Below are 23037 nucleotides of genomic sequence, written 5' to 3'. Positions count from 1 at the left end.
CGTGCGGCCAAGCTGGATAGAAATCGACCTCGATGCCATCGAGCACAACGTGCGGTCCATCGCCGCGGTCGTTGCGCCGGCAGCAGTCTGCGCGGTGGTGAAGGCGGACGGCTATGGGCACGGCGATATTCCAGCAGCCGAGGCAGCGCTTCGCGGTGGCGCCGCCCACCTCGCAGTCGCCCTTGTGAACGAGGGAATCCGGTTGCGCGAGGCGGGTATCGATGCTCCGATCCTCGTGCTATCAGAACCGCCAGATGATCTGGCGGAGGTCGTCGTCAAATGGCGCCTCACACCTACCGTGTATCGACTTGATTTTGTCGAGTCGATCGCAGCCACGGTCACCGACGCGTCGTCTGACCCTGTCGCCGTTCATGTCAAGGTAGACACCGGCATGCATCGGGTCGGTGCAGCGGCGGAGGTCGCGTTCGAGCTTGTGACTCGCATCGAGCAGGATGATCGGTTGATTCTTGGTGGTGTCTTCACACACTTTGCGGTTGCCGAAGAAGACGCCGCATTTACCCTTATTCAGATCGAGCAGTTCGATGGATTCGTTGACCGACTGCACACTGCAGGCATCTACCCGCCGCTCGTTCACGCCTGCAACACGGCTGGCGCTCTGAACTTCCCAGAGGCGCGCTTTGATCTCGTTCGGGTGGGACTCGGTTGTTATGGCATGTATCCGCACCCCGACGAGGAGGCCATTGTCGATCTCCAGCCGGCGATGCGTGTCGTGTCTCATGTCTCCATGACTCAAGCGCTCCCGGCCGGGGAGCGCTTGAGTTACGGACGACGGCGCCCATTACCGGTCGCGTCGACCGTCGCGACCGTCCCCATCGGATACGCCGATGGAATCCCCCGACGGCTGTCTGATGCCGGGGGCGAGGTCCTCATCAACGGACGGAGATACCCGTTTGCAGGCAACGTAACAATGGACCAGGTCGTCATCGATTGTGGTTCTGACGACGTCAGCGTTGGTGATGAGGTCGTATTTCTGGGACCCCAGGGCAATGACCGAATCTCTGCGGAAGAGTGGGCGGATCTCCTCGACACGATCAGCTATGAGGTCGTATGTGGATTCAGTGCCAGACTCCCCAGACGGTACCCCCGTCGATCCGATGGCCCGAAAGTGTGACTGACAGCCGGGGATCGCAACAAGATGCAGGGCAAGATGCGGGAACTAGGTTCTTGGGTGAGGGACTGCAATCGCCAGCCCACCGCCCCGCATCGATTGTCCAACCCAGCGGTCGCACGGACATCTGCAGTTTCGGCTTCTAACGAACGGACATCGCGCCGGCAAGGGACTCCTCGCTCTCCTTATCCCGTCCACGCAGAGATCTGGGGTAGAAAGCGCAATAATGTTGTCTCCAGCTTGGTACCGTTCGGTGATGTCCCCTGTTACAAAACAGCCCGCTGCCATTCGCTCGGCCGAGTTGCAAATTCTGTCCGAACAAGCCTCGGTCTGCACCAATTGCGATCTTGCCCCGACCCGCACAAATGTCGTTTTTGGCGCCGGCGACCCGGACGCGGCGGTCGTCATCGTGGGAGAGGCGCCTGGCAAGAACGAGGACGAGCAGGGACTACCGTTTGTGGGCCGCTCGGGCGCCCTGCTTGACACGCTGCTCGGTGAGATCGGACTCGCAAGAGAGGACGTATACATCGCCAATGTCGTGAAGTGCCGCCCGCCGGGGAACCGCGACCCACGCCCGTTAGAAATCGATGCCTGTAAGCCGTATTTGCGTCAGCAGCTCTCTCTGATAGACCCTAAGGTCGTCGTTACGCTGGGCAACTTCTCGTCGAAGTTGCTGCTCAACACCACCGTCGGCATAACCCGACTGCGGGGCAACGCGTACCCGTGGTGGGGGAGAAAACTCGTGCCGACGTTCCACCCCGCCGCAGCGTTGCGCGGGTCTGCCAGGGTGCTTGCCGCGATGCAGGAAGATTTTACCCTCGTTCGCGACATTCTCGACGATACTGCTGACAACACGACCGGTGCCTCCGAAGTCGAAGAGTCGACATCAGTCAGTCCCGAGCAGCTAGATCTCTTTTGAACGAAAGTAACTCATTTTCTATAGACAGCGTTTCGCCAGACGAGACATTAGCGATTGGCCGTCGGCTCGCGCCGCTACTGACCGATGGTGACGTGGTTTTGCTCAACGGCCGCCTTGGCGCAGGCAAGACACTATTCGTCGGTGGCATCGCCGAGGGGTTGGGGATCTCTGAGCCAATCACAAGCCCGACGTTCACCATCGTGAAGCACTACCACGGGTTCCTCGAACTGACACACGCCGACATGTACCGTCTCGGCAGCACGGCGGAACTCGCCGATCTGGATATTCTCGACATTCCGGGTGTTCTGGTCATTGAGTGGGGAGAGGCTGTCGAGTCCAGTCTTCCAGACGATCACCTAACTATCTACATTGAGCACACATCCGACACTGCTCGCACGGTCCACTTCAAGGCCTGCGGCACATGGAAGGATCGAAACATTGAGCAGGTGCTGGCTTGAAGATTCTCGCCATCGACACGGCCACTGCGGCCTCATCTGTCGCGCTTGGTGACGGCGACCAGCTTCTTGCGATGAGCCTCCGCGTTGACCGGGTTGGCCACCTTTCGTTCCTGGCTCCTGCAATCGACATGCTCTTCGATCAAGTTGGCTGGTCCGCTCGCGATCTTGACGCAGTCGCGGTCAACGTTGGCCCGGGTCCGTACACCGGTCTGCGGATAGGCGTCGCAACTGCCCAAGCGGTTGCGGCGTCGATCGGGATCCCGATTATCCCGGTCGGTTCGTTGACGGCACTCGCGTGGCGAGCAGCCACGGGGCGTCGGCGCATATGGCCGGTCATTGACATGCGAAGGCGCCAGGTCGCAACTCAAGCGTTCATGCCAGTGCCCGGCGGTGTTGTTGCGGATGGTCCTGCCCAGGTCGTGTCCGCTGAGGAGTTCCACACGTTGCTTTCGAGCGACGATGCGGAGACTCTCGTCGTCGGCGACGTCGGTGCTATCGGGGACGGATTTCTTGACCGCATCCAACGGGCAAAACAAGGCAGACCTCGCTACCCATCCGCGGACGTAGTGTTTGAGATAGCGAATCTGCAAGCCAAGTCGGGGGAGTTCTCCACGGTCGACGACATTCGTCCCCGGTACATGCGTGAAGTCGACGCCGACATCTCGTGGAAAGAGTTTCGGGTCGAGGGTGTGTGGCCAGGATCGGAGCCATCGTGAGCGCAGTCCAGATTCGCAAGATGGTCATCGCCGACATCCCTGTCGTTGCCGAGCTCGAGCGAGCGGTGTATCCGCAGCCGTGGTCGATGCGGGTATTCGTTGACGAACTCGGTCTTGATTCACGCACCTACGTTGTTGCGGTGGCAGATGACGCCATTGTGGCCTATGCGGGGTTGCTCATTGTGGAAGACGACGCTCACATCACAACGGTCGCTGTCGACCCGCAAGCACGACAAAAGCGCATCGGAACCCACCTCATGATCGACCTTGTCGATCGCGCATTGGCCATAGGAGCGAAACACCTGACGTTGGAGGTCCGCGTGTCGAACAGCGCAGCCCGTCGGCTCTATGAGCGGTTTGGCTTTGCACCCGTCGGGGTGCGCAAGGACTACTACCGCGACGAAGACGCTCTTGTGATGTGGGCGATCGACATAGACACTCAAGATTATGCCACCCGTATTGCAGACATACGAGAGTCCTTAGAGGAGGCCGTATGACGGAGCCGCTCATACTTGGTATCGAGACGAGCTGCGACGAGACCGCGGTTGCGGTCCTTTCAGGCAACGAGGTGCTGTCTTCCGTGTTGGCCACCCAGGTTGAGGAGCATGCTCGTTACGGCGGGATCCTTCCCGAGGTCGCCGCACGCGCCCATGTGGAGGCGATCCGGCCCCTGGTGCACCAGGCTCTCAACCAGGCCGGCATCCACCACGACGACCTTGACGTCATCGGCGTTACCCGTGGCCCCGGTCTTGTCGGTGCGCTTGCCGTGGGTTATGCGTACGGGAAGATGATGGCGTGGACGCTTGGGAAACCGCTGATCGGTGTCGATCACATGGAAGGCCACCTGTTCGCGCCCCTACTTGAGCACAGCGACTACGAACCGCCGGCGATCGTGGTGCTCGTATCGGGCGGTCACTCAATGATCGTGCACATGCGTGCGTGGGGGGACTACCACGTCATGGGACAGACTTTGGACGACGCTGCGGGCGAGGCTTTCGACAAACTTGCCCGCTTTATGGGCCTGGGTTATCCCGGAGGGCCGGCGATCGACCTGCACGCCACCGGCGGCGACCCCGACGCAATTCGTTTCCCGCGGCCGATGCGTGATCGGCCGTACGATTTCTCTTTCTCGGGCCTAAAGACGTCTGTTGTGACGTTCCTCGAAAAGGCAAAGGCTCAGAACGCCGTCCCTCCGCTCGAAGATGTCTGCGCATCGATTCAGGAAGCAATTGTTGACACGATTGTGTCCAAGACGTTCAACGCTGTAGAAGCAACAGGCGTCGAGGTCGTTGCGGGCGGTGGAGGTGTGCTTGCCAACAGACGTCTTCGTCAGAAGCTCAAGGAAGAGGCAGACCGTCGCGGGGTGAATCTCCTACTACCGAGTCCCGAGATGTGTACCGACAACGGCGCCATGATCGCCGCGGCGGCGCGTTATCACTACGATCTCGGAGCGTTCACCCCCTGGTCCAGCGATGTTGATCCAAGTCTGAAAATTGGTCGCTAAGTCGCGCTTTTTTCCCCTCATGACGAGTTAGCACTCGCGTCTGGAGACTGCTACGATCCGTTAGCAATCAAAGCACCCGACTGCTAAGTCCAGCCTTGAAGGAGGAAGTCGGAATGAAGCTCAAGCCTCTCGGCGATCGTATCGTCGTGCAGCCGCGAGAGGAAGACGAACAGCGCACTGCAAGCGGAATTGTCATCCCAGATACGGCAAAGGAGAAACCACAGCTCGGTGATGTACTCGCTGTCGGCCCAGGTCTCTTCGAAGACGGAGAGCGTGTCCCGCTCGATGTCAGTGTTGGTGACGTCGTCTTCTACTCGAAGTACGGCGGAACAGAAGTCAAGTACGAGGGTGAGGATTACTTGATTCTCTCAGCCCGTGACGTACTTGCTGTGTTGGGTTAGGAGGAACTTAACTACATGGCTACTAAAGAAATTCGTTTTGGCGAGGAAGCCCGTCGTGGTCTCCAAGCTGGTGTTGACATACTTGCCGACGCCGTAAAAGTTACGCTCGGTCCAAAGGGCCGTAACGTCGTTCTCGAGAAGAAGTGGGGTGCACCCACGATTACCAACGATGGTGTGACCATTGCTAAGGAAATCGAACTCGACGATGTCTGGGAGAACCTTGGTGCTCAGCTCGCCAAGGAAGTCGCCGACAAGACCAACTCGGTCGCTGGCGATGGGACAACCACTGCAACAGTGCTTGCCCAGGCAATGGTGCGCGACGGTCTCCGTCTTGTCGCCTCTGGCGCAAATCCGATGGAGCTGCGTATTGGTATCAACGAAGCCGTTGAGAAGGTCGTCGGTGCAATCGCCGACATGTCCGAAGAGGTAAGTGCCGACGACAAGGATCAAATGGCCTATGTTGCGGGCAACTCTGCTGCAGACGACTCAATCGGTGAGTCGATCGCGGATGCGCTTTCCAAGGTCGGTGGCGAAGGCGTCATCACGGTTGAGGACAGTCAGACGTTTGGCGTCGAGCTGGAGATCACTGAGGGCATGCAGTTCGATAAGGGCTACATCTCTCCGTACTTCATCACAGATGCGGAGCGCCAAGAGGCCGTGCTCGAGGATGCCTACATCCTCATTGCAAACCAGAAGATCTCATCTGTGCAGGATCTCCTTCCTGTTCTCGAAAAGGTTAGCCAGACCGGTAAAGCCATCGTCGTTCTCGCTGAGGACGTCGATGGCGAGGCCCTAGCTACACTCGTCGTGAACCGCCTGCGTGGTACGTTCGCGTCGGTTGCGGTGAAGGCCCCAGGGTTTGGCGAACGACGCAAGGCAATGTTGCAAGACATCGCGATCCTTACTGGTGCGACCGTGATTTCTGAGGAAGTCGGGCTCAAGCTCGACAGCATCACAGTCGACCTTCTCGGCCGTGCCCGCAAGGTTGTTGTCACGAAGGACACCTGCACCATCGTTGATGGTGCAGGCACTAAGGCGGACGTCAACGCACGTGTTGCGCAGATCCGCCAAGAGATCGAGAACAGCGATTCTGATTGGGACCGTGAGAAGCTCAGTGAGCGTCTTGCGAAGCTCTCGGGTGGTGTTGCAATCCTCAAGGTCGGCGCGGCTACCGAGGTTGAGGCCAAGGAGAAGAAGCACCGTATTGAGGATGCCGTCCTGGCAACCCGTGCGGCCATCGAAGAGGGCATCGTCCCCGGCGGTGGTGTTGCGTTGCTGCGTGCGCGCGATGCAATCTCGAGCCTACGTGGCAACACCGATGATGTGAAGGCCGGTCGCGCTTTGATCGGTCGTGCCCTCGAGGCGCCAATTCGTCAGATCGCTGCAAACGCCGGCTATGAGGGTGGTGTTGTTGTCAACACCGTTCTCCAGTCGGAAGGCGGACACGGCTTCAACGCTGCCACCGGTGAGTACGAAGACCTGATGGCGTCTGGCATCATCGATCCTGCCAAGGTGACGCGTGCAACGGTGCAGAACGCTGCATCCATTGCGTCGCTTCTCATCACGACTGAGGCGATCATCGCCGAAGTTGCTGAAGATGAGCCGCTTGGCGGCGGCCATGGCCACGATGGTGGCATGGGCGGCATGATGTAACTCATGTCTGTTGACATGCAAGTTGGGCCCCGGAGCAATCCGGGGCCCAACTTGTTGCACCGACCCTCCTGCCAAAGCAGGAGGAGCTAGCCGCGCGGGTCGCCTGGCGATGTGCCGCATGCCAGGAAGCTAGAGCGGAAAGTCGCTGGCAAAAGCTGTGAACACGAACATACAATTGCGTCATGGTGTTGACGCCCAGGATGGCGATTGTGGCAACGGCCTTTACGGTGGCGGCGTACGCCTGTGGCGGTGGCGCAGCCCTCGATGGGTCCGTCGCGGTCGCGTCGACAACGACAGCGACTACGGACGCGAACGCGGATGATCGATCCGAACCGGGGTGCACGGGCGAGCGGGAAGCAGCCATCTTCGACTACAGCGTTGAGGTCTATGAGGGCGGCGGATTCGACGACCCTGCCGCGGCTGTCGATGATTGGATTGCCAACGATGGCGATTATCGCCTCCGCCAGGACTGGCACGATCTGGACCTCGACCAAATAGTGAAAGTAGGCGAGTCGGCCGCTGCGACATTCTTGGACGATTTCGGATCGTGGAAGCTTACGGTCAGAACGAATCTGACCCCTGGAGGATGGCTGGTGGGCGGCTGGGAGGCATGTGCACCTCAGTGAAAGGGCGGGTGCGGTGCGACTTCCGCTCCACTCGAGGCCGGAAGACGGATCGTGACGAAAATGAGGGTGAGGCTTAACGCCTCACCCTCATTCTGCACTCGTAAGTGCTGGTAACCCATAACGAAGCGACGTGTCGAGGAGAATCCTTAGCGGAACTCCTTGTGAAGGGAATGAATCATCGGCTATTGGTGGTGATGCCGAGCCGGATCCATATCGCTTCGCCATTTGGGGTTACCCGTTCGCAGAGGGTCTGTCGGTCCGGTTGCAGATTCTTAAGCGATTTCAGCGAAATTTCTTCTTGACCGTTTGTCGCAGAATTACGGCCGGCTCCTCGTTGGAAGCCAACAGTCGCGCCCTTCGCGACCGTGGTGTGTCTAGTCATCGATCAACCGTTTGCAGAGCGCCAATCTCGTACCTGTGTCTCCCAGTTTTCACGGGTCACAATGACGCATCGTGACCCGAGCGGTTCCCAAAATTCGTTGCAATCGCCGCTGATGCGGTACTCCACCGAATCAACCGTTTTGAATTGGAACACGCTGGTGTTGACGGTTGCGATGAAAAACGCCGCCTCGCTCTCGGTGAGCGTGCGATCCAGGACGGGGCGCGAGAACTCGACCGTTGCGCGCCCTTTGTTGAGGAACACGGCATCGAACGCCCCGTACGTGTTCTCGTTGAAGAAAGAGCGAAACCCTGACGATGCCTCGGGTTCGGTCGGTCCCTTTGTCAGCTCTGTGAGTGTCGCAGTGAAAGAGCGGTTGGTTGCCTCGACGCGGCGCACTACTGAAGTATTTGTCGCCGGAAAGGGTTGCGACCCGCAGGTGAAGTACAACCGGACGAGCCTACCTCCGTCTTCAGCCGGCGTAGGCATGGTGCATGAACCCACTAGCACCCCCGTCGTCGTGGGAAGCGCAAGTGTCGTCGTAACGACCGCTGGGGGTTGTGTTGTTGTCGTTGTCGTTGTCGTTGTCGTTGTCGTTGTCGTTGATACGATCGGGGAAGTCGTTGGTGGGCGGATCGCGACGGACTCGTTTTCTCCGACAATCTTCTGAAAGGTGGTGATAGCCACAAGCATGAAAACAACCGCGATGAATGCGAAAAGAACTCTTTGGGTTATGAGGACGACTTTTTGGTTCACACCAGTATCTTCCCACGCCTCGGGAAGAACACGTTGTACATGAAGCTAGCCATGCGCTGCAAATGTCATACCCAGCCGTGGCCACCGTATCGGTGGCGCTCGATCGGCCACTCCTCTGCCAATATCGACCATACCGAGTGATCGAGCCAGTCATCACCAATTCGCACCTCATGGCGCAGAATCCCCTCTTTAAGGAAGCCGAGTTTGTGCGCCACACGTTCAGATCCAACGTTGCCGACCGCTATCCGTAGGGTGATCTTGTGCATCTCAAGTTCTTCGAACGCGACCTGGAGTATCCGCGCAGTCGCCTCTGTGCACACTCCCTGACGAAGCGCTCCGGAACGCACCCAGTAGCCGATCTCGCCGCTCTGGTTAGCGTGCGAGGTGTACCACACCGATGCGTTGCCAAGATGGCGAGCCGGGTCGCTCGCGCCGCGGATCGAAAAGTCGAACGCACGGTTCCCGTTCCATGCATTAAGGCTCTCTTTGATGAACTGCAGCGCATGGTGGCGACCATACGTTTTCTGGGCCCACGGCAGCCATGGTTTGAGATCACGCAAGGACTCGTTGACGGCTTCTTCCAAGGCGCCAACGTCGCGCCGGCGGAACGGACGCAACATGAGGGAGGGGGTGTATCGCGGAGCGGTGGACAACATCGGCTACAGCCTATCGTCGTAAACTGCGTCGATGCTTGATGTCTGGTCAGCAGTCGAAAACGTCGGCCCGGTATACGAAGGCGCCGACGCACGCTCGGCGGTGTTGGTGGCGCTGTTCGAGGACGACGATGGGTACGTCCGCATCATCCTCACCCGCAGGCCCGACGACATGCCAACGCATCCGGGCGACATCGTGTGCCCCGGGGGACGTCTCGCACCGGGAGAGTCCGTGGTTGACGCCGCGTTGCGAGAGGCGTTCGAAGAGGTGGGTCTCGACCCGCAAACGGTGGAGGTTGTCGGCGGTTCAGAGCCGTTCTGGACCCGTAACCAGGAAGAGATGATCGTCCCGGTTATCGGCCGGATCAGCGGTGGTCGTCCGACGCTGACACGTGACGAGCGCGAAGTGGCGGCGATCCTGACCCCGCGTCTAGATTTCTTGATGGAAACGCCTGATTGGCATTGCCAGCAGTGGCACGGGTACGACATCTGGTTTCTGGAACTTCCAGAGGGAATCCTTTGGGGGGCGACCGCCGGTATGTTGCGGCGGTTGTTCGAGACTTTGCGTGGCGGGACCATGGGTCAGGAAGGATAGGTCGTGAAACTTCAATCGGGGATGGCCGCCGTTGTGACGGGAGCCGCAAGCGGGATCGGGTTGGCGCTGACCAAGGCTTTGTGCGAGAAGGGTATCAACGTGCTGATGGCCGACATCGACCCACGCGCTCTGACCTTGGCGCACGAGGGATTGGGCGGCATGGCGGCCTTGACCGCAACCCAGATATGCGACGTCAGCGACAAAGACGCTGTTGCAACCTTGGCTGACGCTGCTTTCGCTCAGTATCCGACGGTCGATCTCATTTTCAACAACGCAGGGGTGAGCTCAACCGGATCCGTGCTTGAAACGACACTCGATGATTGGGAGTGGGTGCTCGGTATCGACCTCTACGGGGTGATCCACGGAATAAACTCGTTTGTTCCCCGAATGATCGAACAAGGTGGCGGCTACGTCGTGAACACCGCGTCGGTTGCCGGTCTCGTGTCGCCGCCGGGGACCGCCCCCTATAACGTCGCGAAACATGGTGTCGTCACTTTGTCAGAGACGCTGTACCAGGAACTCCAACTTGCCGAGGCCAACGTTGGTGTGACGGTGGTTTGCCCGGCCTGGGTACAAACCGGGATTGCGGATAGCGACAGGGTGCGTCCCGGTGGCCCGCGCGGGGACACCGAGATGGGTGCACGCGTTCGGGAGGCGGTGCGCGAAGCAACTGCACACGGGAGGACGGCCGAGAGTGTTGCCGACACGATCCTCGCCGCAGTCGAGTCAGACGCGTTCTACGTACTTACACATCGCGGCATGGCGCCGTACATTGAGCGGCGCCATCGCGAAATCGAACAGGGCCGAAACCCCACGGTTGAGCTAAGGGAGTAAGCGTGCGGTTTCGACGGGTTGCGAACAGTCCCTAGAACGAGTCAAGCCGAAGACGCATCATGTTCGGAGCGGAGCAACCCGAGGACCAGTCCTTCGACCACGGCCTGCCACGAGGCGTTGATGCTGTTCGTGTGAACACCGACGGTGCTCCATGAATCGTTGCCCATCTTGTGTGTTGTCAATACCCGCACTCGTGCGCTCGTCCCGTCTGACGAGTCGAGGTCGCGGACCCGGTAGTCAATGAGCCGAATATTGTTGATCTCTGGATAGGTGTCAACTAGCGCGGCTCGCAACGCGCGGTCGAGCGCGCTGACCGGGCCGTCACCCTCTCGTGTCACGACGCGGCGCTCGCCACCGACGGTGAGCTTCACTGTCGCCTCCGATTCAATCCCCGAGCCGCTTGAAACGAACACTCGATACGACTCGAGTTCAAAAAACGGTTGCACCCAGCCTTGCACGTCCCGAATAAGCAGTTCGAAGCTACCGTCGGCCGCCTCAAACTGATAACCCTCGTGCTCGAGTTCCTTTACCCGATCGACGATCGTTTGGGCGTCGGCATCTGACAAATCCATCCCCCACTCCTTGCCCTTCGCAAGCACAGTTGAGCGTCCCGCCATTTCGGAGACCACGACGCGGGTCGTGTTCCCAACGTCCGATGGTGGCAGGTGTTCGTAGGCATCCGGGCGCCGCGCAATAGCCGACGTGTGCAAACCCGCCTTGTGGGTGAACGCTGACGCCCCAACATAGGGGATTTGCGGGTCGAGAGTGATGTTGATGATCTCCGCCATGTGGTGAGAGATCGAGGTGAGTTTGGCGAGCTGTGCGTCTGAGACGACCTTCATGTCCATCTTGAGTTGCAGGTTCGGGATAATCGAACACAGGTCGGCGTTCCCTGTCCTTTCGCCGTAACCGTTGATGCATCCCTGCACCTGGGTTGCCCCAGCCCGTACCGCCATGAGGCTGTTCGCAACGGCCATACCCGAGTCGTTGTGAAAGTGCGCACCGAGTACTGCATCGTCGAGCCGTTCACCGACATCGCCGACAACCCGCTCCACCTCGTGCGCCAACCAGCCACCGTTGGTGTCGCACAGCACGAGTCTCTCGGCTCCGGCTTGGTGGGCTTCCTTCAGCACGGCAAGTGCAAAGTCGGCGTTGTCACGGTACCCGTCAAAGAAATGCTCGGCATCGAAGAACACCCGACGACCTTTCGACCTGAGGTAACCGACCGAGTCCGCAACCATGGCAATGGCCTCCTTCTCGTCTACCCGCAGCGCATGTTCGACGTGGTAGCTCCACGTCTTCCCAACAATGCACACGACATCGGTCTCTGCCTCGAGCAAGGCGTTGAGCACCACGTCGTCTTCGGCCCTTGTGTTTGCGCGACGGGTCGACCCGAACGCAACGAGCGTGGCGTTCTTGAGGTCCAGTTCGGTCTTCGCCCGCTGAAAGAACTCGTCCTCCTTCGGGTTGGCCCCGGGCCATCCACCCTCGATGTAGTGAACGCCAAGCTCGTCGAGTAGCTCAGCGATTCGCAACTTGTCCCTTGCTGTGAGCGAAATCGACTCTTGCTGGATGCCGTCTCGCAGAGTCGTGTCGTAGATCTCGATTGTGGGTGTCATGTGCTGCTCCGTGCTCGGTCTGTTCGGTAACGACAAAACCCCCCGCTTGGCGGAGGGTCAGTGCGTACACGCAGATATGAAGGCGTGTACGCCTACGTGATAATCTCGAAACTGGGTGGGGCGATGTGATTCGTCATGGCGGTCAGTATGCAGGAAAGCTGGACAAGCGTCAACCACCTGTCACTCGACGGTGCCGTTTGAGCACGTCGTCGTTGCGGCGCATGACGAGATATCTCCAAGCACAGTGGCCACCAGATCGGTGTATCGGCGCTGGCCTTCCGTGCTGAGATGGATGTTGTCACGGGCCAAAAGTGTGCGGTCAGACTCGGCGAGGGACTTCCATTCGATGACTCGGACCACTGGGTCCGACGCGGCGCGATCTCGGATGAGGGTGTTGAGGGTCGACTCCCACCTCCGGTCTATCTTGATCGTGAGGATGTAGATGCGGGCCGCGTCGGGTGAAGACTGTATCAATTCGTCGAGCATTGCAGTGTTGATGGGTCCGTTGTGTCCAAGATGGATCACCACGATGTCGTCTGAAACGCCTTGTGCGTAACGTCTCCGCAGCGTCTCCACACCATCGTTCCACGATCTGGCCTTGAGCGCGTCGACAACAATTGCATCGCCAAACGCAGCTTGGAGCTCTTCGGCTGCTCCCAGCATCACCGAGTCGCCTACGGCAATTATCGAGGCAGGTGCGGCCTTAGGTTGTTCGGTCGTTGTGGCGGGCTCGATCGTACGGTGCACAACTGTCGTTGGTGGTGAGGTGCTGGTTGTGGTGGTCGCGGGACTCAGGTTCAAGGTCCCGATGGCGACGTCTTTGGCGGGTGCGCTCGTGGTGCTGGCAACGGCTGGTGTGGCAGCGGACACCTCGGCCGCTTCAGGTTCGAGGATCGGTCTCTCAGGAACAGGGGAGGCAAGTACGATCGCGATCGGCAACGAGAACGCCGCGATCAACGTCGTCGCGGCCACCCGCCATGCACGGTGCGTGGTGCGGCGCTGGCGCCAACCCCGAACGCGGTCACGGTAGGCAGCGAGGCTCCCGTTTCGCACTGGCATCTCCACCCAGCGGTAGGAGGCTTCCGCGAGCGCAAAGGTCGCGGCGATTCGTACGACCGTGACAACGAGGGGATCCCAGAACACGTCGACTTGGGGGCGCGTGAAGACGACCACCGGCCAGTGCCACAGGTAAAGGCTGTAGGACCGCAACCCAATCCACCGCAGCGGAGCTGCGCCAACGATCGCACGCAGTCGCTTCGAGCCGACAACACCGATGATGACGAACGCGGTTGCCACGCTCGTAATCAAGAAGCCACCGCGGTACAGACGTGGCTCAAAGTCGTTCATCGTCGCGACAAGCCATATGAGGGTTGCGAGCCCGGCGACGCCGAACACCACTGGCCACCGTCGGGTGCTCTCGGCGAGCGGCATACGGTGTCGAGCAAGTCCGAGTATGACACCGACAAGGAGTCCAGCGGCTCGGGTGTCAGTGCCGTAGTAAACGCGTGACGGATCTTCGAACGCGACAACTAGCCGGGCCATCCACCATGTCGAGGCGAGCGCGACAACAACAACAAGAAAGACCGCCAACGCCCCGCGAATCTTGCGGAACACAACAAACAGCAACGGAAACCCGATATAGAACTGTTCTTCTATCGCCAGCGACCAGAGGTGGCGCCACAACGAAGGCCGCCCGAATGACTAGAAGTAGGACTCGTTGTACCCGATCAAGTACCAGTTCGTGGCATACCCAAGCGCAGGGAAGATCTCTCGTTGAACACGAGCGACTTCAGATGGCACGAACGCGGCGACATAAGCAGCGGTGAATGCGAGGAACACGAACAGCGCCGGGAGGAGTCGTCGAGCCCTTCGCTTCCAAAAGTAGCGAAGGTTTATGCGGCCCGTGTCTCGGAACTCGCTCACCAGAATCGACGTGATCAGGAAGCCGCTGATCGTGAAGAAGACCTCAACCCCGAGGAATCCGCCAGGAGCCGAAAGCCAGCCAAGGTGGTAGGCGATTACCGCAAGGACGGCGAGAGCGCGAATGCCGTCGATGCCGGGTTCGTAACGGAGAGCTGAGGTTTGCAACGCTGGTTCTCTGTCGAAGGTGGATGGTTACGACATCTGTCGTCATAGTTCTCTCACAACACGAGACTCCCGTATCGGCGGACATGCCGCTGGTCCGAGCAGTCGGGTCCTATGAGCGACGCCGTTGCGTGGAGGCGTTGATTCGTTCGGTGGGCACCGGTATGCTCTGCTCGATGAATACGACGATCATGCAATGGTGGTGGCAGAGGATTTAGCAATCCCTCCATCGCGCATGACTATGTACGCCGCCGGAGGAATCCGACGGCGCTATTTCGTTACCAACCAGCACGACAGAACATCAAGGAGTAGACGTGGAGACGCGACAGAAGGTCTTCTCGGGGCTGCAACCGACCGGGAACATCCACATCGGCAACTACCTCGGGGCACTCAAGAACTGGGTCGCTCTCCAGGACGACTACGACACCGTGTATTGCGTCGTCGACCTACACGCCATCACCTTGCCGTACGATCCCGCGGAGTTCAAGAAGGAGCGCATCGAGGCCGCCAAGGTTCTCATGGCCGTGGGGATAGATCCTGAGCGATCGATGTTTTACTTCCAAAGTCAGGTTCCCCAGCACGCTGAACTGTCGTGGATTCTCGGGACAGTGACACCGACCGGTGTCCTCAATCGGATGACGCAGCACAAGGAGAAGGCTGAAAAGGATGGGTCGAACCTTGGCTTGTACTCGTATCCCGTGTTGATGGCGGCAGACATTCTGCTCTACAACGCCAACTTGGTCCCTGTCGGTGATGACCAACGTCAGCATCTCGAAATGACCCGTGATCTTGCCGAACGGTTTAACAATCGGTTTGGCGACGTCTTCCACATTCCCGAGGCGCTCATCCCGGAATCATCTGCGCGGGTGATGTCGCTCACCGACCCGACAAAGAAGATGTCGAAGTCGGACGCCAACGAAAAGAGTCGCATCCTCCTCTTGGATGCGCCCGACGTCATTTCGAAAAAGATCAAGTCGGCGGTGACCGACTCCGACCCGGAGGTGCGTTACGACCGCGACAGCAAACCGGGGATCTCGAACCTACTCGACATCATATCCGCATGTACCGGTTCGTCGATCGATTCGCTCGTTGACGAGTATGGCAGTACGGGGTATGGCGTGTTCAAACAGGCCGTTGCTGACGCCGTGATCGCAGAACTCGCGCCGATCCGGACGGCCTATGCGCGGCTCGACGACACCGAGGTCGCACGAATCATGCACCGGGGAGCCCTCGACGCCAGAATCGCTGCAGAGTCGCATCAAACAAAAGTCCGCCAAGCCGTAGGTCTCGACCGCATTTAACGTGGAGGTGTCGATGTCGCATGCCGGTCCCGCCGAAGTCGAGGCAGACACGGGATCTCGGATCACCACATGGTTGTTTCGAAGGCCGCGCCGGGCAGCGGTTGCTGCGATATCTCTTGCCTTACTGTCAGCGAGCTGTGCGCAGACACCCGGTGAAATCTGAGTAAACGCGGAGGGCTTCCCGACTGTTCCGCGCAACGCCGGAATTGCAGACATCGCCGCTGCGTTCTCTCCGTGCTCGGAACCGTTGGACTTAATCGCCCCTGCGATCGAGTTCCTGGCGGAGGCGGTCGGATGGGTGCATGTTGGAGGGATCGTTCGAGCGAGTGACGACAGTAGCCGCACCCTGCCAGCCACGGTCATCGTCCAACAACCGGTGGGTGGCGAGTCGAGCTCTGAAGAAGTTTGGATCCACGGGTCGTACTGGCCCGAGGTCGAATGGGCGCTCGACACTGGCGGCGAGGTGTGGTTCGCGATCGGTGACCCAGAGATGTTTGTAGGCACGAACACCGTGCTATACGTCCTCGCGTTCACAGCGGACGGTAGGGCGTTCTTTCCCGGCAGTTGCCAACAACAGATTCTTTATGAACCGCTGCAGCAGGCCCTTGGCGCGGCCTTCGAGGAGAGAATGGACGCCATACCGGGAAGCATCGGGACGGATATCGCGGTGGTGTTGCGCGGCAAGACACCATGACAACGCGCCACGTGGCCATCTTGAATTCGGAAATCGCGTGTCGAGTCGAGGCCGACACGACCCGACGCATCGCGGAAGCTCGCTGAATCGTCGCGGCTAGGTGCTGGTAGCCTGTGGCGCATCACAGCTAGCTGGAGGATCTTCGTGGATATCGAGATCGGCATTGCTAAATCAGGCCGACGAGCTTGGGGTTTTGACGACATCGCCATCGTCCCTTCGCGCCGCACCAGGGATCCCGAAGATATCGATCTTTCGTGGGAGATCGATGCTTTTACATTCGATCTGCCGATGATGGCATCCGCAATGGATTCGGCCGTTTCACCATCGACAGCCATTCTGATCGGCGAGCTAGGCGGGGTCGGGGTGCTCAACCTCGAGGGTCTGTGGACACGCTACGAAGACCCCATGCCTGCGTACGCGGAGATCGCAGCAGCTTCACCCGAGGACGCAACTCGCGTCATCCAGAAGGTGTACCAGACCGAAATAAACACCGATCTCATCACTCAGCGCGTCGGTGAAATCAAGGATGGTGGTGTGCTGGTCGCAGCCGGTCTGACACCCCAGAATGTGTCGAAGTATTACGAGTACGCAGTCGCCGGCGGTCTTGATCTTCTGATCATCCAGGGCACGGTCGTTTCAGCAGAGCATGTCTCGACACGTACCGACCCGCTCGATCTGTTCAAGTTCATCGGTAGTGCGGAGCTCCCCGTCATCGTGGGCGGTTGCGCGTCATACGCAGGCGCACTCCACCTGATGCGTACGGGGGCAGTCGGCGTCCTTGTTGGAGTCGGACCCGGCGCTGCGTGCACGTCACGAGGCGTGCTCGGGATCGGCGTGCCTCAAGCCACCGCCGTTGCCGATGCCGCCGGCGCCCGTATCCGCTACCTCGAAGAGACCGGCCGTTACGTCCACGTCATTGCGGACGGCGGCATGCGTACCGGCGGCGATGTTGCGAAGGCGATCGCCTGCGGCGCCGACGCGGTCATGCTCGGGTCACCGATAACCTCGGCCGACGAGGCGCCTGCACAGGGTTACCACTGGGGCATGGCAACGTTCCACCCCGAACTCCCGCGGGGAACGCGTGTCCAAACTGGCCGCCTCGGTACCCTTCGCGAGATCTTGGTCGGTCCGGCGAGCGAGAACGACGGTCGCTGTAACCTGTTCGGAGCTTTGCGAGTTTCTATGGCGACAACTGGGTACGCCAACGTCAAAGCTTTCCAAAAGGCCGAGGTCGTGGTGGCCCCGGCGCTGCAGACCGAGGGAAAGCGTCTCCAGTTGACCCAGCATGTCGGCATGGGTTGACGAACGTGGCGACGCCGGCAGGTCAAGCTTCGACGGGGGATTTTGACAAAGTACTGGTACTCGACTTCGGTGCCCAGTACGCCCAGCTGATTGCGAGGCGCGTGCGCGAGGTTCACGTGTTCTCCGAGATCGTCCCGCGGGACATCAGCGCCAAGGAAGTGCTCGATCGCGGGGCCATCGGCATCATCCTTTCTGGCGGACCCGCATCTGTGTACGCCGAGGGCGCTCCGGATATCGACACCGAAATCCTCGAACTCGGTGTCCCGATACTCGGCATCTGTTACGGCCATCAGGTGATCGCGCAGGCTCTTGGTGGAGATGTCGCGAGCAACGGTGTCGCCGAATACGGCCGCACGGAGTTGGTGTTATCCGGGTCGTCGCAAATGTTTCGCGACATGCCGGATACCCAGGACGTCTGGATGAGTCATCGCGACGCAGTCGTCACGCCGCCCGAGGGCTTCTCGGTGGTTGCGTCGACTTCTGACTCGCCGGTGGCGGCGATGGAGGACCGTGACCGCCGTCTCTACGGGGTCCAGTTTCACCCCGAGGTAGGTCACACTCCTCGTGGGCAGGAGATGTTCAAGCACTTTCTGCACGACATCTGCCGCGCCCGTCCGAACTGGACCCACGTCGGCATCATCGAGAAGTCCGTTGCGGCTGTGCGTTCAGCGGTTGGCGACGCGCAAGTCATTTGCGCCCTATCCGGCGGAGTCGACTCTGCGGTGGCAGCTGCGCTCGTGCACAAGGCTATTGGTGATCAGTTGACGTGCGTCTTCGTCGATACCGGTCTCATGCGCCAGGGGGAATCCGACCAGATCGAAGAGACGTTTCGGGCGACGTTTCACATGAACCTGATCCACGTGAAAGCCGCCGACCGCTTCCTCGACAAGCTCGTCGGGGTCACCGATCCGGAGGAAAAGCGTAAGGCAATCGGAGAGACGTTCATACGTGTCTTCGAAGAGGTTGCCAAAGACATCGACGATGCAAAGTTTCTGGTCCAGGGCACGCTGTATCCCGATGTCATCGAGTCCGGTACGAAGGATGCCGCCAAGATCAAGTCACACCACAATGTTGGCGGGCTGCCCGACGACATGGACTTCGAACTCATCGAGCCGCTGCGTGACTTGTTCAAGGACGAAGTAAGAGCGATCGGCGTAGAGCTTGGTCTTCCGGAAGAGATTGTGCAACGCCAACCGTTCCCCGGACCCGGTCTTGGTGTCCGGATCATTGGCGAGGTGACGCGGGAGAGGCTTGAAATTCTGCGTGCAGCAGACGCCATCGTGCTCGAAGAAGTTCGTCGCGCCGGCCTGTACGACGAGCTGTGGCAGTCCTTTGCCGTCCTGCCGGCGATCAGGTCGGTCGGCGTCCAGGGAGACCAACGCACGTATGCGTATCCGTTGATCATCAGGGCGGTGACCAGTGAGGACGCCATGACAGCGGATTGGGCGCGCATCCCCTTTGATGTTCTCGAGCGAATGTCTTCACGGGTGATCAACGAAGTTCCCGGCATCAACCGCGTTACCTACGACATCACATCAAAACCGCCGGGTACAATCGAATGGGAGTGACCATGAAAGCACCGTTTCATCTTGCCTTTCCGATAAGGGAAATCGAGTCGGCGCGTACGTTCTACCGCGATGTTCTGGGGTGCCAGATCGGCCGAGAGAGCGATCATTGGATCGACATTGACTTCTTCGGCAACCAGATCTCTGGGCATGTCACCGATGTTGTGGAGCCTCGGACGACCACTGAGGTGGACGGCATCGACGTTCCGCTGCGGCATCTTGGTGCGCTGCTCGATCGTCAATCGTGGGACGCGTTGCGCGAGCGAATCAGTTTGCACGGTGTTGAGTTCTTGATCCCGCCAACGGTGCGCTACGAGGGCAAACCAGGGGAGCAGGCAACGATGTTCATCCAGGACCCGTCGGGCAACGGCATCGAGTTCAAGACGTTTACCGATGCCGACGAGGTGTTCGTTTCGTAGAGGCGCTTCGTTGCGCGCACAAACCTACCCGTCGACACCTAACCAGCGTCGGTACCTGCTTACTATCTGACGATGGATCATCCGTACCGATTCCTCACTTACGCGCTCTGGGGCGTCGGTGGTTTTGCGGTCCTCTTTGTTGGCGGTGGTGTGATCGGGTGGTGGACACCCGCTGCCAACGAGCAGGCGATCGGGGAGGTCTCTCGCTGGTGCGAACGAGTAAGTGGCGGACTGCTGCGAGAGCCGTCGAACACCCTAGGAAATCTCGGGTTCGTCGTTGCGGGCCTTCCATGTTTGTCGTTCTTGCTCGCGACGAGATTTTCCGCAAGAGCCCGACGAACAGATTCATCGGGAACCGGCCGACGGCCCTGGTTTATGCTGGAGCTGTGGTGTTCCTCGGGTCGGGGTCGATGGTCATGCATGGAAGTCACACCTTCTTTGGGTCCTGGCTCGACAACCTCTCGATGATTATCTACATCCTCATTCCCTGGATCGTCAACCTCGCAATTCTCGGCCGGTGGAACGACCGCAGATTTTTCGTCGTGTACGGTTCGGTCCTGATAACGTTTGCGGTCGGATACTGGGTGTTCGGCTCTGACCTCGGCATCGGCCTCGATCTCTTCGGGCTGTCGATCGCATTGTCGGCGAGATTGGACGGTACTGGTGGGTCGTGCTCCTCTGGCTGCCGGCGTTGTTTGCTAGAAACTCCCCCGACTCACGCCGTGCCTACTCGCCGTGGTACTGGGCAGGGTTCGCGTCTTTCATGGTCGGGTATGCGATATGGACAACCGGTGTTCCAGATAGTCGGCTTTGCGACCCAGACTCAATCCTCCAAGCTCACGCCGTTTGGCATGTGCTGACGGCGCTCGCCACCTGGTCGTTTTTCAAGTTTCTGCGTACCGAGCGGGTGACCGTTCCGGCATGATCCCCCATCACAGCAAGGGTCTTCTAAGTGGTCCGGTGGGCACCGGAGTGTGTTGGGTAGTCGAACTTATGGAGCGAGGTTTCTCGGAGCAAGTGACATAGTTTCCTTGAGGTCGGTCGTGCCGATTTTCTTGATGGTTCCGGCGCCGAGCTTGAAGTTGAGTCTCAGGTTCAGTGGTTGCAAACTGGAGTCTGCAGATGTGATGGCGTTTGTTTCGCTGCCAGGGAAGTTCATGTAGGAGAACGTCACACCTGGAGGAACGATATCCGACACGTATGCCACCGCGGTGAAGGACCCGCGAACCCTCTCGCCAACGGGGCTGAGAACGTTGTCTGACGTAATGCTCAGCATGTCGCCAGACTCGATTCCCCAGTCCTTGGCATCGTCTGGATTTATCTCGAGAAAATTTGACGGCCATCGTTCCGTGGAAAGCTCGCGTCGAGTGAAGTCCGACATGTTGTTCCACAGTGCGTTGACTCGACCATTTAGGACCCATACTTGGTCCGCAAGTGGCTTGAGCAGGTCGTTGCGAACGTTCACCGCATCCCAATCCGGAAAGACGAAGTTCGCCTTTTTAGAGTCGGTCTTGAATTTCAGGTCCGCGTGAAGCCGCACGGTTCCAACCAGCTTGCCACCCTCATTCTTGATTGGCGTTTGAATGCCAGTGGTGCCGAAGGTCTTGAGAAGATCGTGTCCGCGTACCCCGTCAGCCTGTGCCTTCTTAACCAACTCCACGAAATCGCGGCGCCCTCCTACCGACTTCGGCGCTGCTTCTTCGAAAATCTCATTGGTGTCCTTCCAATCGAAGCCTTCGAATCCCATCTTCTTGGCGACGATGGCAAAGATTTGCCAATCAGGCTTGGCGTCCCCTGGTGGGCTCATGATCTTCTCGTAGAGCCGAAGACGGCGCTCGGCGTTGTTACGGGTAAAGGTATCTTCACCCCAGGTTGCGGCTGGCAGGATGATGTCGGCTACGCCGGTCGAGCCGTTTGGGTAGGCCTCCTGGTGCACGATCACCGTGCCACCCTTGTCCATTCGGTCCTGCAACTGACGCAGCGTGCGCTCGTAGTCGGTCGAATCGACAGCATCCCCAATGCTGGTCAGCTCGATGACGCGGCGGCGCATGTCCTGGGAGGCCCCCATCGCTCCGAGCCAGTTGGTGCCGATAATCCAGCGGAAGCGGGTCTTGCCCTCGTACAGCCAACGTTCGGTGTCCATCTCGACCGGCTGCTCAGGTTTTTCAAAGAAATGCGGTGACTTGTCTAATGGGTAGCCGGCTGCCTTTTGGCCGCCACGCTGGTGACCGCCCATGCGACCGGTCGCACGTCCAGATCGTCCAACCGCACCGAGCACAAGGCCGAGGTTGCCGATCGCGGCGGTGTTTTCGTAGTTGTGCGACCAGTACACTCCTTTTTCGAAGAGCACCATCGCCTTGGGCCGCTCGCCACCGCCTCCGGTAAGCAGTTCGGCCGCCCGCTTCAGTTTTTCGATCGGCACGCCGGTGATCTCAGACGCCCGCTCAAGTTCAAACGCGGGCTGGGCTGCTAGGTCTCTTTTGATGCCGTCGAATGAACGCCCGAAGCGTGCGCGACGCCACTTGCTTTCCGCCTCAACCTCGTCTGTTGATGCGATGTAATTGGCGACGAACTGTGCGTCTTCCCATCCCTGGTCGATGATGTACTTCACGAGAGCGCTGTAGAGAACGGTGTCAGTCCCTGGCTTGATCTGGAGATGGAGACCGCCGTGGTTTTCTGCGTAGTTTGCGGTGAATGTTTTGCGTGGGTCGACATAGATGAGTGTCGCGCCTCCAGCCGCCTGCCAAGTTGTGAACCGAATGGTTTTCGTTTCGTATGGGTCGGAACCCGCGATGAAGATCACGTCCGCGTCTTTATCATCGGCGAACGCGGATCCGAACGCGTCGAGTCCACAGTCGGAAAGCCCCGGCACATCATCCCCCTCAGCGGGAGCGTGATGCGGCGACCAGTTTGGCGTGCCGATCATACCGAGACCAAGTTTGGACGCCGCAAAGACATTCTCGTAGAACTGGTACGAGTAGATTTTGATCCCCCAGGAGAGCTCGTCCCACGTCTCTAAGGTGTACTTGGAGAGTTCAGCGACGAGGTCGGTCGCCATCTCCCATGAAATAGGTACATGGCTGCCGTTCACCTTGAGCAGGGGCGTCTTGTAGCGGTCGGATGTTGGGCCGTCAGCGCGGTACAGTTTCTGTGCCAGCGCACCACCGCGAACCGAGTGGGTGCCGCCAAGATTGACCGCTTCGATATCGTAGTCAGGCATAATGATTACGTTCGTTGCAACACCGTCGATCTCCACCACTGTGTGCATGTTCTCGGACACCCAGCGGCCCGACAGCGGCGTGGTTGGCAGATCTACGCTAAGCGCGTTGTCAGCTGCCGCGGTGCCTCCCTGGGTGCCGACGGGCCACATCAGGACCTTGTACCCGCAGGCCACGGGGCAATACTCGCAGCAGATCTGTTTGATTTCAG

Annotated in this window: 24 protein-coding genes; 17 read left to right on the top strand and 7 right to left on the bottom strand. The window is 59.4% G+C overall.

Going from position 1 to position 23037, the window contains the following annotated elements:
- The first annotated feature begins 1 nt into the window (after window position 1).
- The 9 genes from alr (at window position 2) to IIC71_05630 (ending at window position 7406) form a co-directional block, all read left to right on the top strand.
- Window positions 2–1132 carry an alanine racemase gene (alr, locus tag IIC71_05670; GenBank protein ID MCH7668678.1) on the top strand — a complete coding sequence of 377 codons (1131 nt, stop codon included), beginning with the start codon at window positions 2–4 and terminating at the stop codon, window positions 1130–1132.
- A gap of 253 nt (window positions 1133–1385) precedes the next feature.
- Window positions 1386–2048: a uracil-DNA glycosylase gene (locus tag IIC71_05665; GenBank protein MCH7668677.1), complete on the top strand. Its 663-nt coding sequence runs from the start codon at window positions 1386–1388 to the stop codon at window positions 2046–2048.
- Complete coding sequence (gene tsaE / locus IIC71_05660; GenBank protein ID MCH7668676.1) at window positions 2045–2506, top strand: tRNA (adenosine(37)-N6)-threonylcarbamoyltransferase complex ATPase subunit type 1 TsaE; 462 nt, start codon at window positions 2045–2047, stop codon at window positions 2504–2506. Before IIC71_05665 ends, tsaE begins: the two co-directional genes overlap by 4 nt.
- Window positions 2503–3222 carry a tRNA (adenosine(37)-N6)-threonylcarbamoyltransferase complex dimerization subunit type 1 TsaB gene (gene tsaB / locus IIC71_05655; protein MCH7668675.1) on the top strand — a complete coding sequence of 240 codons (720 nt, stop codon included), beginning with the start codon at window positions 2503–2505 and terminating at the stop codon, window positions 3220–3222. The genes tsaE and tsaB overlap by 4 nt, the downstream gene beginning before the upstream one ends.
- Window positions 3219–3719, top strand: coding sequence for a ribosomal protein S18-alanine N-acetyltransferase (gene rimI, locus IIC71_05650; protein ID MCH7668674.1), 501 nt, complete (start codon window positions 3219–3221; stop codon window positions 3717–3719). Before tsaB ends, rimI begins: the two co-directional genes overlap by 4 nt.
- Complete coding sequence (gene tsaD / locus IIC71_05645) at window positions 3716–4726, top strand: tRNA (adenosine(37)-N6)-threonylcarbamoyltransferase complex transferase subunit TsaD (GenBank protein MCH7668673.1); 1011 nt, start codon at window positions 3716–3718, stop codon at window positions 4724–4726. Before rimI ends, tsaD begins: the two co-directional genes overlap by 4 nt.
- A 113-nt stretch (window positions 4727–4839) precedes the next feature.
- Window positions 4840–5127 (top strand): co-chaperone GroES, encoded by a 288-nt coding sequence (groES, locus tag IIC71_05640; GenBank protein ID MCH7668672.1) that lies wholly within the window; start codon window positions 4840–4842, stop codon window positions 5125–5127.
- A 15-nt stretch (window positions 5128–5142) separates the two neighbouring features.
- Window positions 5143–6780 (top strand): chaperonin GroEL, encoded by a 1638-nt coding sequence (groL, locus tag IIC71_05635; GenBank protein ID MCH7668671.1) that lies wholly within the window; start codon window positions 5143–5145, stop codon window positions 6778–6780.
- A gap of 182 nt (window positions 6781–6962) precedes the next feature.
- Window positions 6963–7406, top strand: coding sequence for a hypothetical protein (locus IIC71_05630; GenBank protein ID MCH7668670.1), 444 nt, complete (start codon window positions 6963–6965; stop codon window positions 7404–7406).
- 175 nt (window positions 7407–7581) lie between these two features.
- Here IIC71_05630 and IIC71_05625 read toward each other — a convergent pair whose 3' ends face one another.
- The 3 genes from IIC71_05625 to IIC71_05615 form a co-directional block, all read right to left on the bottom strand.
- Window positions 7582–7788 carry a hypothetical protein gene (locus IIC71_05625; protein ID MCH7668669.1) on the bottom strand — a complete coding sequence of 69 codons (207 nt, stop codon included), beginning with the start codon at window positions 7786–7788 and terminating at the stop codon, window positions 7582–7584.
- A 3-nt stretch (window positions 7789–7791) separates the two neighbouring features.
- Entirely contained in the window at window positions 7792–8541 is a 750-nt protein-coding gene (locus tag IIC71_05620) for a GerMN domain-containing protein (GenBank protein MCH7668668.1), read from the bottom strand.
- A 65-nt stretch (window positions 8542–8606) separates the two neighbouring features.
- Window positions 8607–9197, bottom strand: a complete 591-nt coding sequence (locus IIC71_05615; GenBank protein MCH7668667.1) for a GNAT family N-acetyltransferase — start codon at window positions 9195–9197, stop codon at window positions 8607–8609.
- A gap of 31 nt (window positions 9198–9228) precedes the next feature.
- Between IIC71_05615 and IIC71_05610 the strand changes: the two genes are divergently transcribed.
- Window positions 9229–9789, top strand: coding sequence for a CoA pyrophosphatase (locus IIC71_05610; protein MCH7668666.1), 561 nt, complete (start codon window positions 9229–9231; stop codon window positions 9787–9789).
- Between the two features lie 3 nt (window positions 9790–9792).
- Window positions 9793–10623, top strand: coding sequence for an SDR family NAD(P)-dependent oxidoreductase (locus tag IIC71_05605; protein ID MCH7668665.1), 831 nt, complete (start codon window positions 9793–9795; stop codon window positions 10621–10623).
- A 41-nt stretch (window positions 10624–10664) separates the two neighbouring features.
- Here IIC71_05605 and IIC71_05600 read toward each other — a convergent pair whose 3' ends face one another.
- The 3 genes from IIC71_05600 to IIC71_05590 form a co-directional block, all read right to left on the bottom strand.
- Entirely contained in the window at window positions 10665–12242 is a 1578-nt protein-coding gene (locus tag IIC71_05600) for a citramalate synthase (protein ID MCH7668664.1), read from the bottom strand.
- 180 nt (window positions 12243–12422) lie between these two features.
- A complete protein-coding gene (locus tag IIC71_05595) occupies window positions 12423–13925 on the bottom strand; it encodes an acyltransferase (GenBank protein MCH7668663.1) in 1503 nt (500 codons plus the stop codon).
- Between the two features lie 18 nt (window positions 13926–13943).
- Window positions 13944–14330, bottom strand: a complete 387-nt coding sequence (locus IIC71_05590) for an acyltransferase (protein MCH7668662.1) — start codon at window positions 14328–14330, stop codon at window positions 13944–13946.
- Window positions 14331–14641: 311 nt separating this feature from the next.
- Between IIC71_05590 and trpS the strand changes: the two genes are divergently transcribed.
- The 6 genes from trpS (at window position 14642) to IIC71_05560 (ending at window position 20468) form a co-directional block, all read left to right on the top strand.
- Window positions 14642–15628, top strand: coding sequence for a tryptophan--tRNA ligase (gene trpS, locus IIC71_05585; protein ID MCH7668661.1), 987 nt, complete (start codon window positions 14642–14644; stop codon window positions 15626–15628).
- Window positions 15629–15875: 247 nt separating this feature from the next.
- Window positions 15876–16322, top strand: a complete 447-nt coding sequence (locus IIC71_05580) for a hypothetical protein (GenBank protein MCH7668660.1) — start codon at window positions 15876–15878, stop codon at window positions 16320–16322.
- A 144-nt stretch (window positions 16323–16466) separates the two neighbouring features.
- Window positions 16467–17624, top strand: coding sequence for a GuaB3 family IMP dehydrogenase-related protein (locus IIC71_05575; protein MCH7668659.1), 1158 nt, complete (start codon window positions 16467–16469; stop codon window positions 17622–17624).
- Window positions 17621–19192: a glutamine-hydrolyzing GMP synthase gene (gene guaA / locus IIC71_05570; GenBank protein MCH7668658.1), complete on the top strand. Its 1572-nt coding sequence runs from the start codon at window positions 17621–17623 to the stop codon at window positions 19190–19192. Before IIC71_05575 ends, guaA begins: the two co-directional genes overlap by 4 nt.
- A gap of 2 nt (window positions 19193–19194) precedes the next feature.
- Window positions 19195–19608, top strand: a complete 414-nt coding sequence (locus IIC71_05565; GenBank protein ID MCH7668657.1) for a VOC family protein — start codon at window positions 19195–19197, stop codon at window positions 19606–19608.
- Between the two features lie 290 nt (window positions 19609–19898).
- The gene (locus IIC71_05560) at window positions 19899–20468 is read left to right on the top strand and encodes a hypothetical protein (GenBank protein MCH7668656.1); all 570 of its coding nucleotides are present in this window, start codon (window positions 19899–19901) and stop codon (window positions 20466–20468) included.
- Between the two features lie 131 nt (window positions 20469–20599).
- Here IIC71_05560 and IIC71_05555 read toward each other — a convergent pair whose 3' ends face one another.
- Window positions 20600–23002, bottom strand: coding sequence for an arsenate reductase (azurin) large subunit (locus IIC71_05555; GenBank protein MCH7668655.1), 2403 nt, complete (start codon window positions 23000–23002; stop codon window positions 20600–20602).
- Window positions 23003–23037: the final 35 nt, after the last annotated feature.

The organism is Acidobacteriota bacterium, assembly GCA_022562055.1.
Taxonomy (GTDB): domain Bacteria; phylum Actinomycetota; class Acidimicrobiia; order Spongiisociales; family UBA5794; genus BMS3BBIN02.
This window is presented reverse-complemented; position numbering and strand designations above follow the sequence as displayed.

Bases quoted from the DNA above. Each gene is read 5' to 3' on its own strand.
- tsaD (MCH7668673.1), top strand. From the start codon at position 3,716: ATGACGGAGCCGCTCATACTTGGTATCGAGACGAGCTGCGACGAGACC.
- IIC71_05625 (MCH7668669.1), bottom strand. From the start codon at position 7,788: ATGACTAGACACACCACGGTCGCGAAGGGCGCGACTGTTGGCTTCCAA.
- groL (MCH7668671.1), top strand. From the start codon at position 5,143: ATGGCTACTAAAGAAATTCGTTTTGGCGAGGAAGCCCGTCGTGGTCTC.
- IIC71_05565 (MCH7668657.1), top strand. From the start codon at position 19,195: ATGAAAGCACCGTTTCATCTTGCCTTTCCGATAAGGGAAATCGAGTCG.
- IIC71_05600 (MCH7668664.1), bottom strand. From the start codon at position 12,242: ATGACACCCACAATCGAGATCTACGACACGACTCTGCGAGACGGCATC.
- groES (MCH7668672.1), top strand. From the start codon at position 4,840: ATGAAGCTCAAGCCTCTCGGCGATCGTATCGTCGTGCAGCCGCGAGAG.
- IIC71_05560 (MCH7668656.1), top strand. From the start codon at position 19,899: ATGTTTGTCGTTCTTGCTCGCGACGAGATTTTCCGCAAGAGCCCGACG.
- IIC71_05610 (MCH7668666.1), top strand. From the start codon at position 9,229: ATGCTTGATGTCTGGTCAGCAGTCGAAAACGTCGGCCCGGTATACGAA.
- IIC71_05665 (MCH7668677.1), top strand. From the start codon at position 1,386: ATGTCCCCTGTTACAAAACAGCCCGCTGCCATTCGCTCGGCCGAGTTG.
- IIC71_05615 (MCH7668667.1), bottom strand. From the start codon at position 9,197: ATGTTGTCCACCGCTCCGCGATACACCCCCTCCCTCATGTTGCGTCCG.
- IIC71_05630 (MCH7668670.1), top strand. From the start codon at position 6,963: ATGGTGTTGACGCCCAGGATGGCGATTGTGGCAACGGCCTTTACGGTG.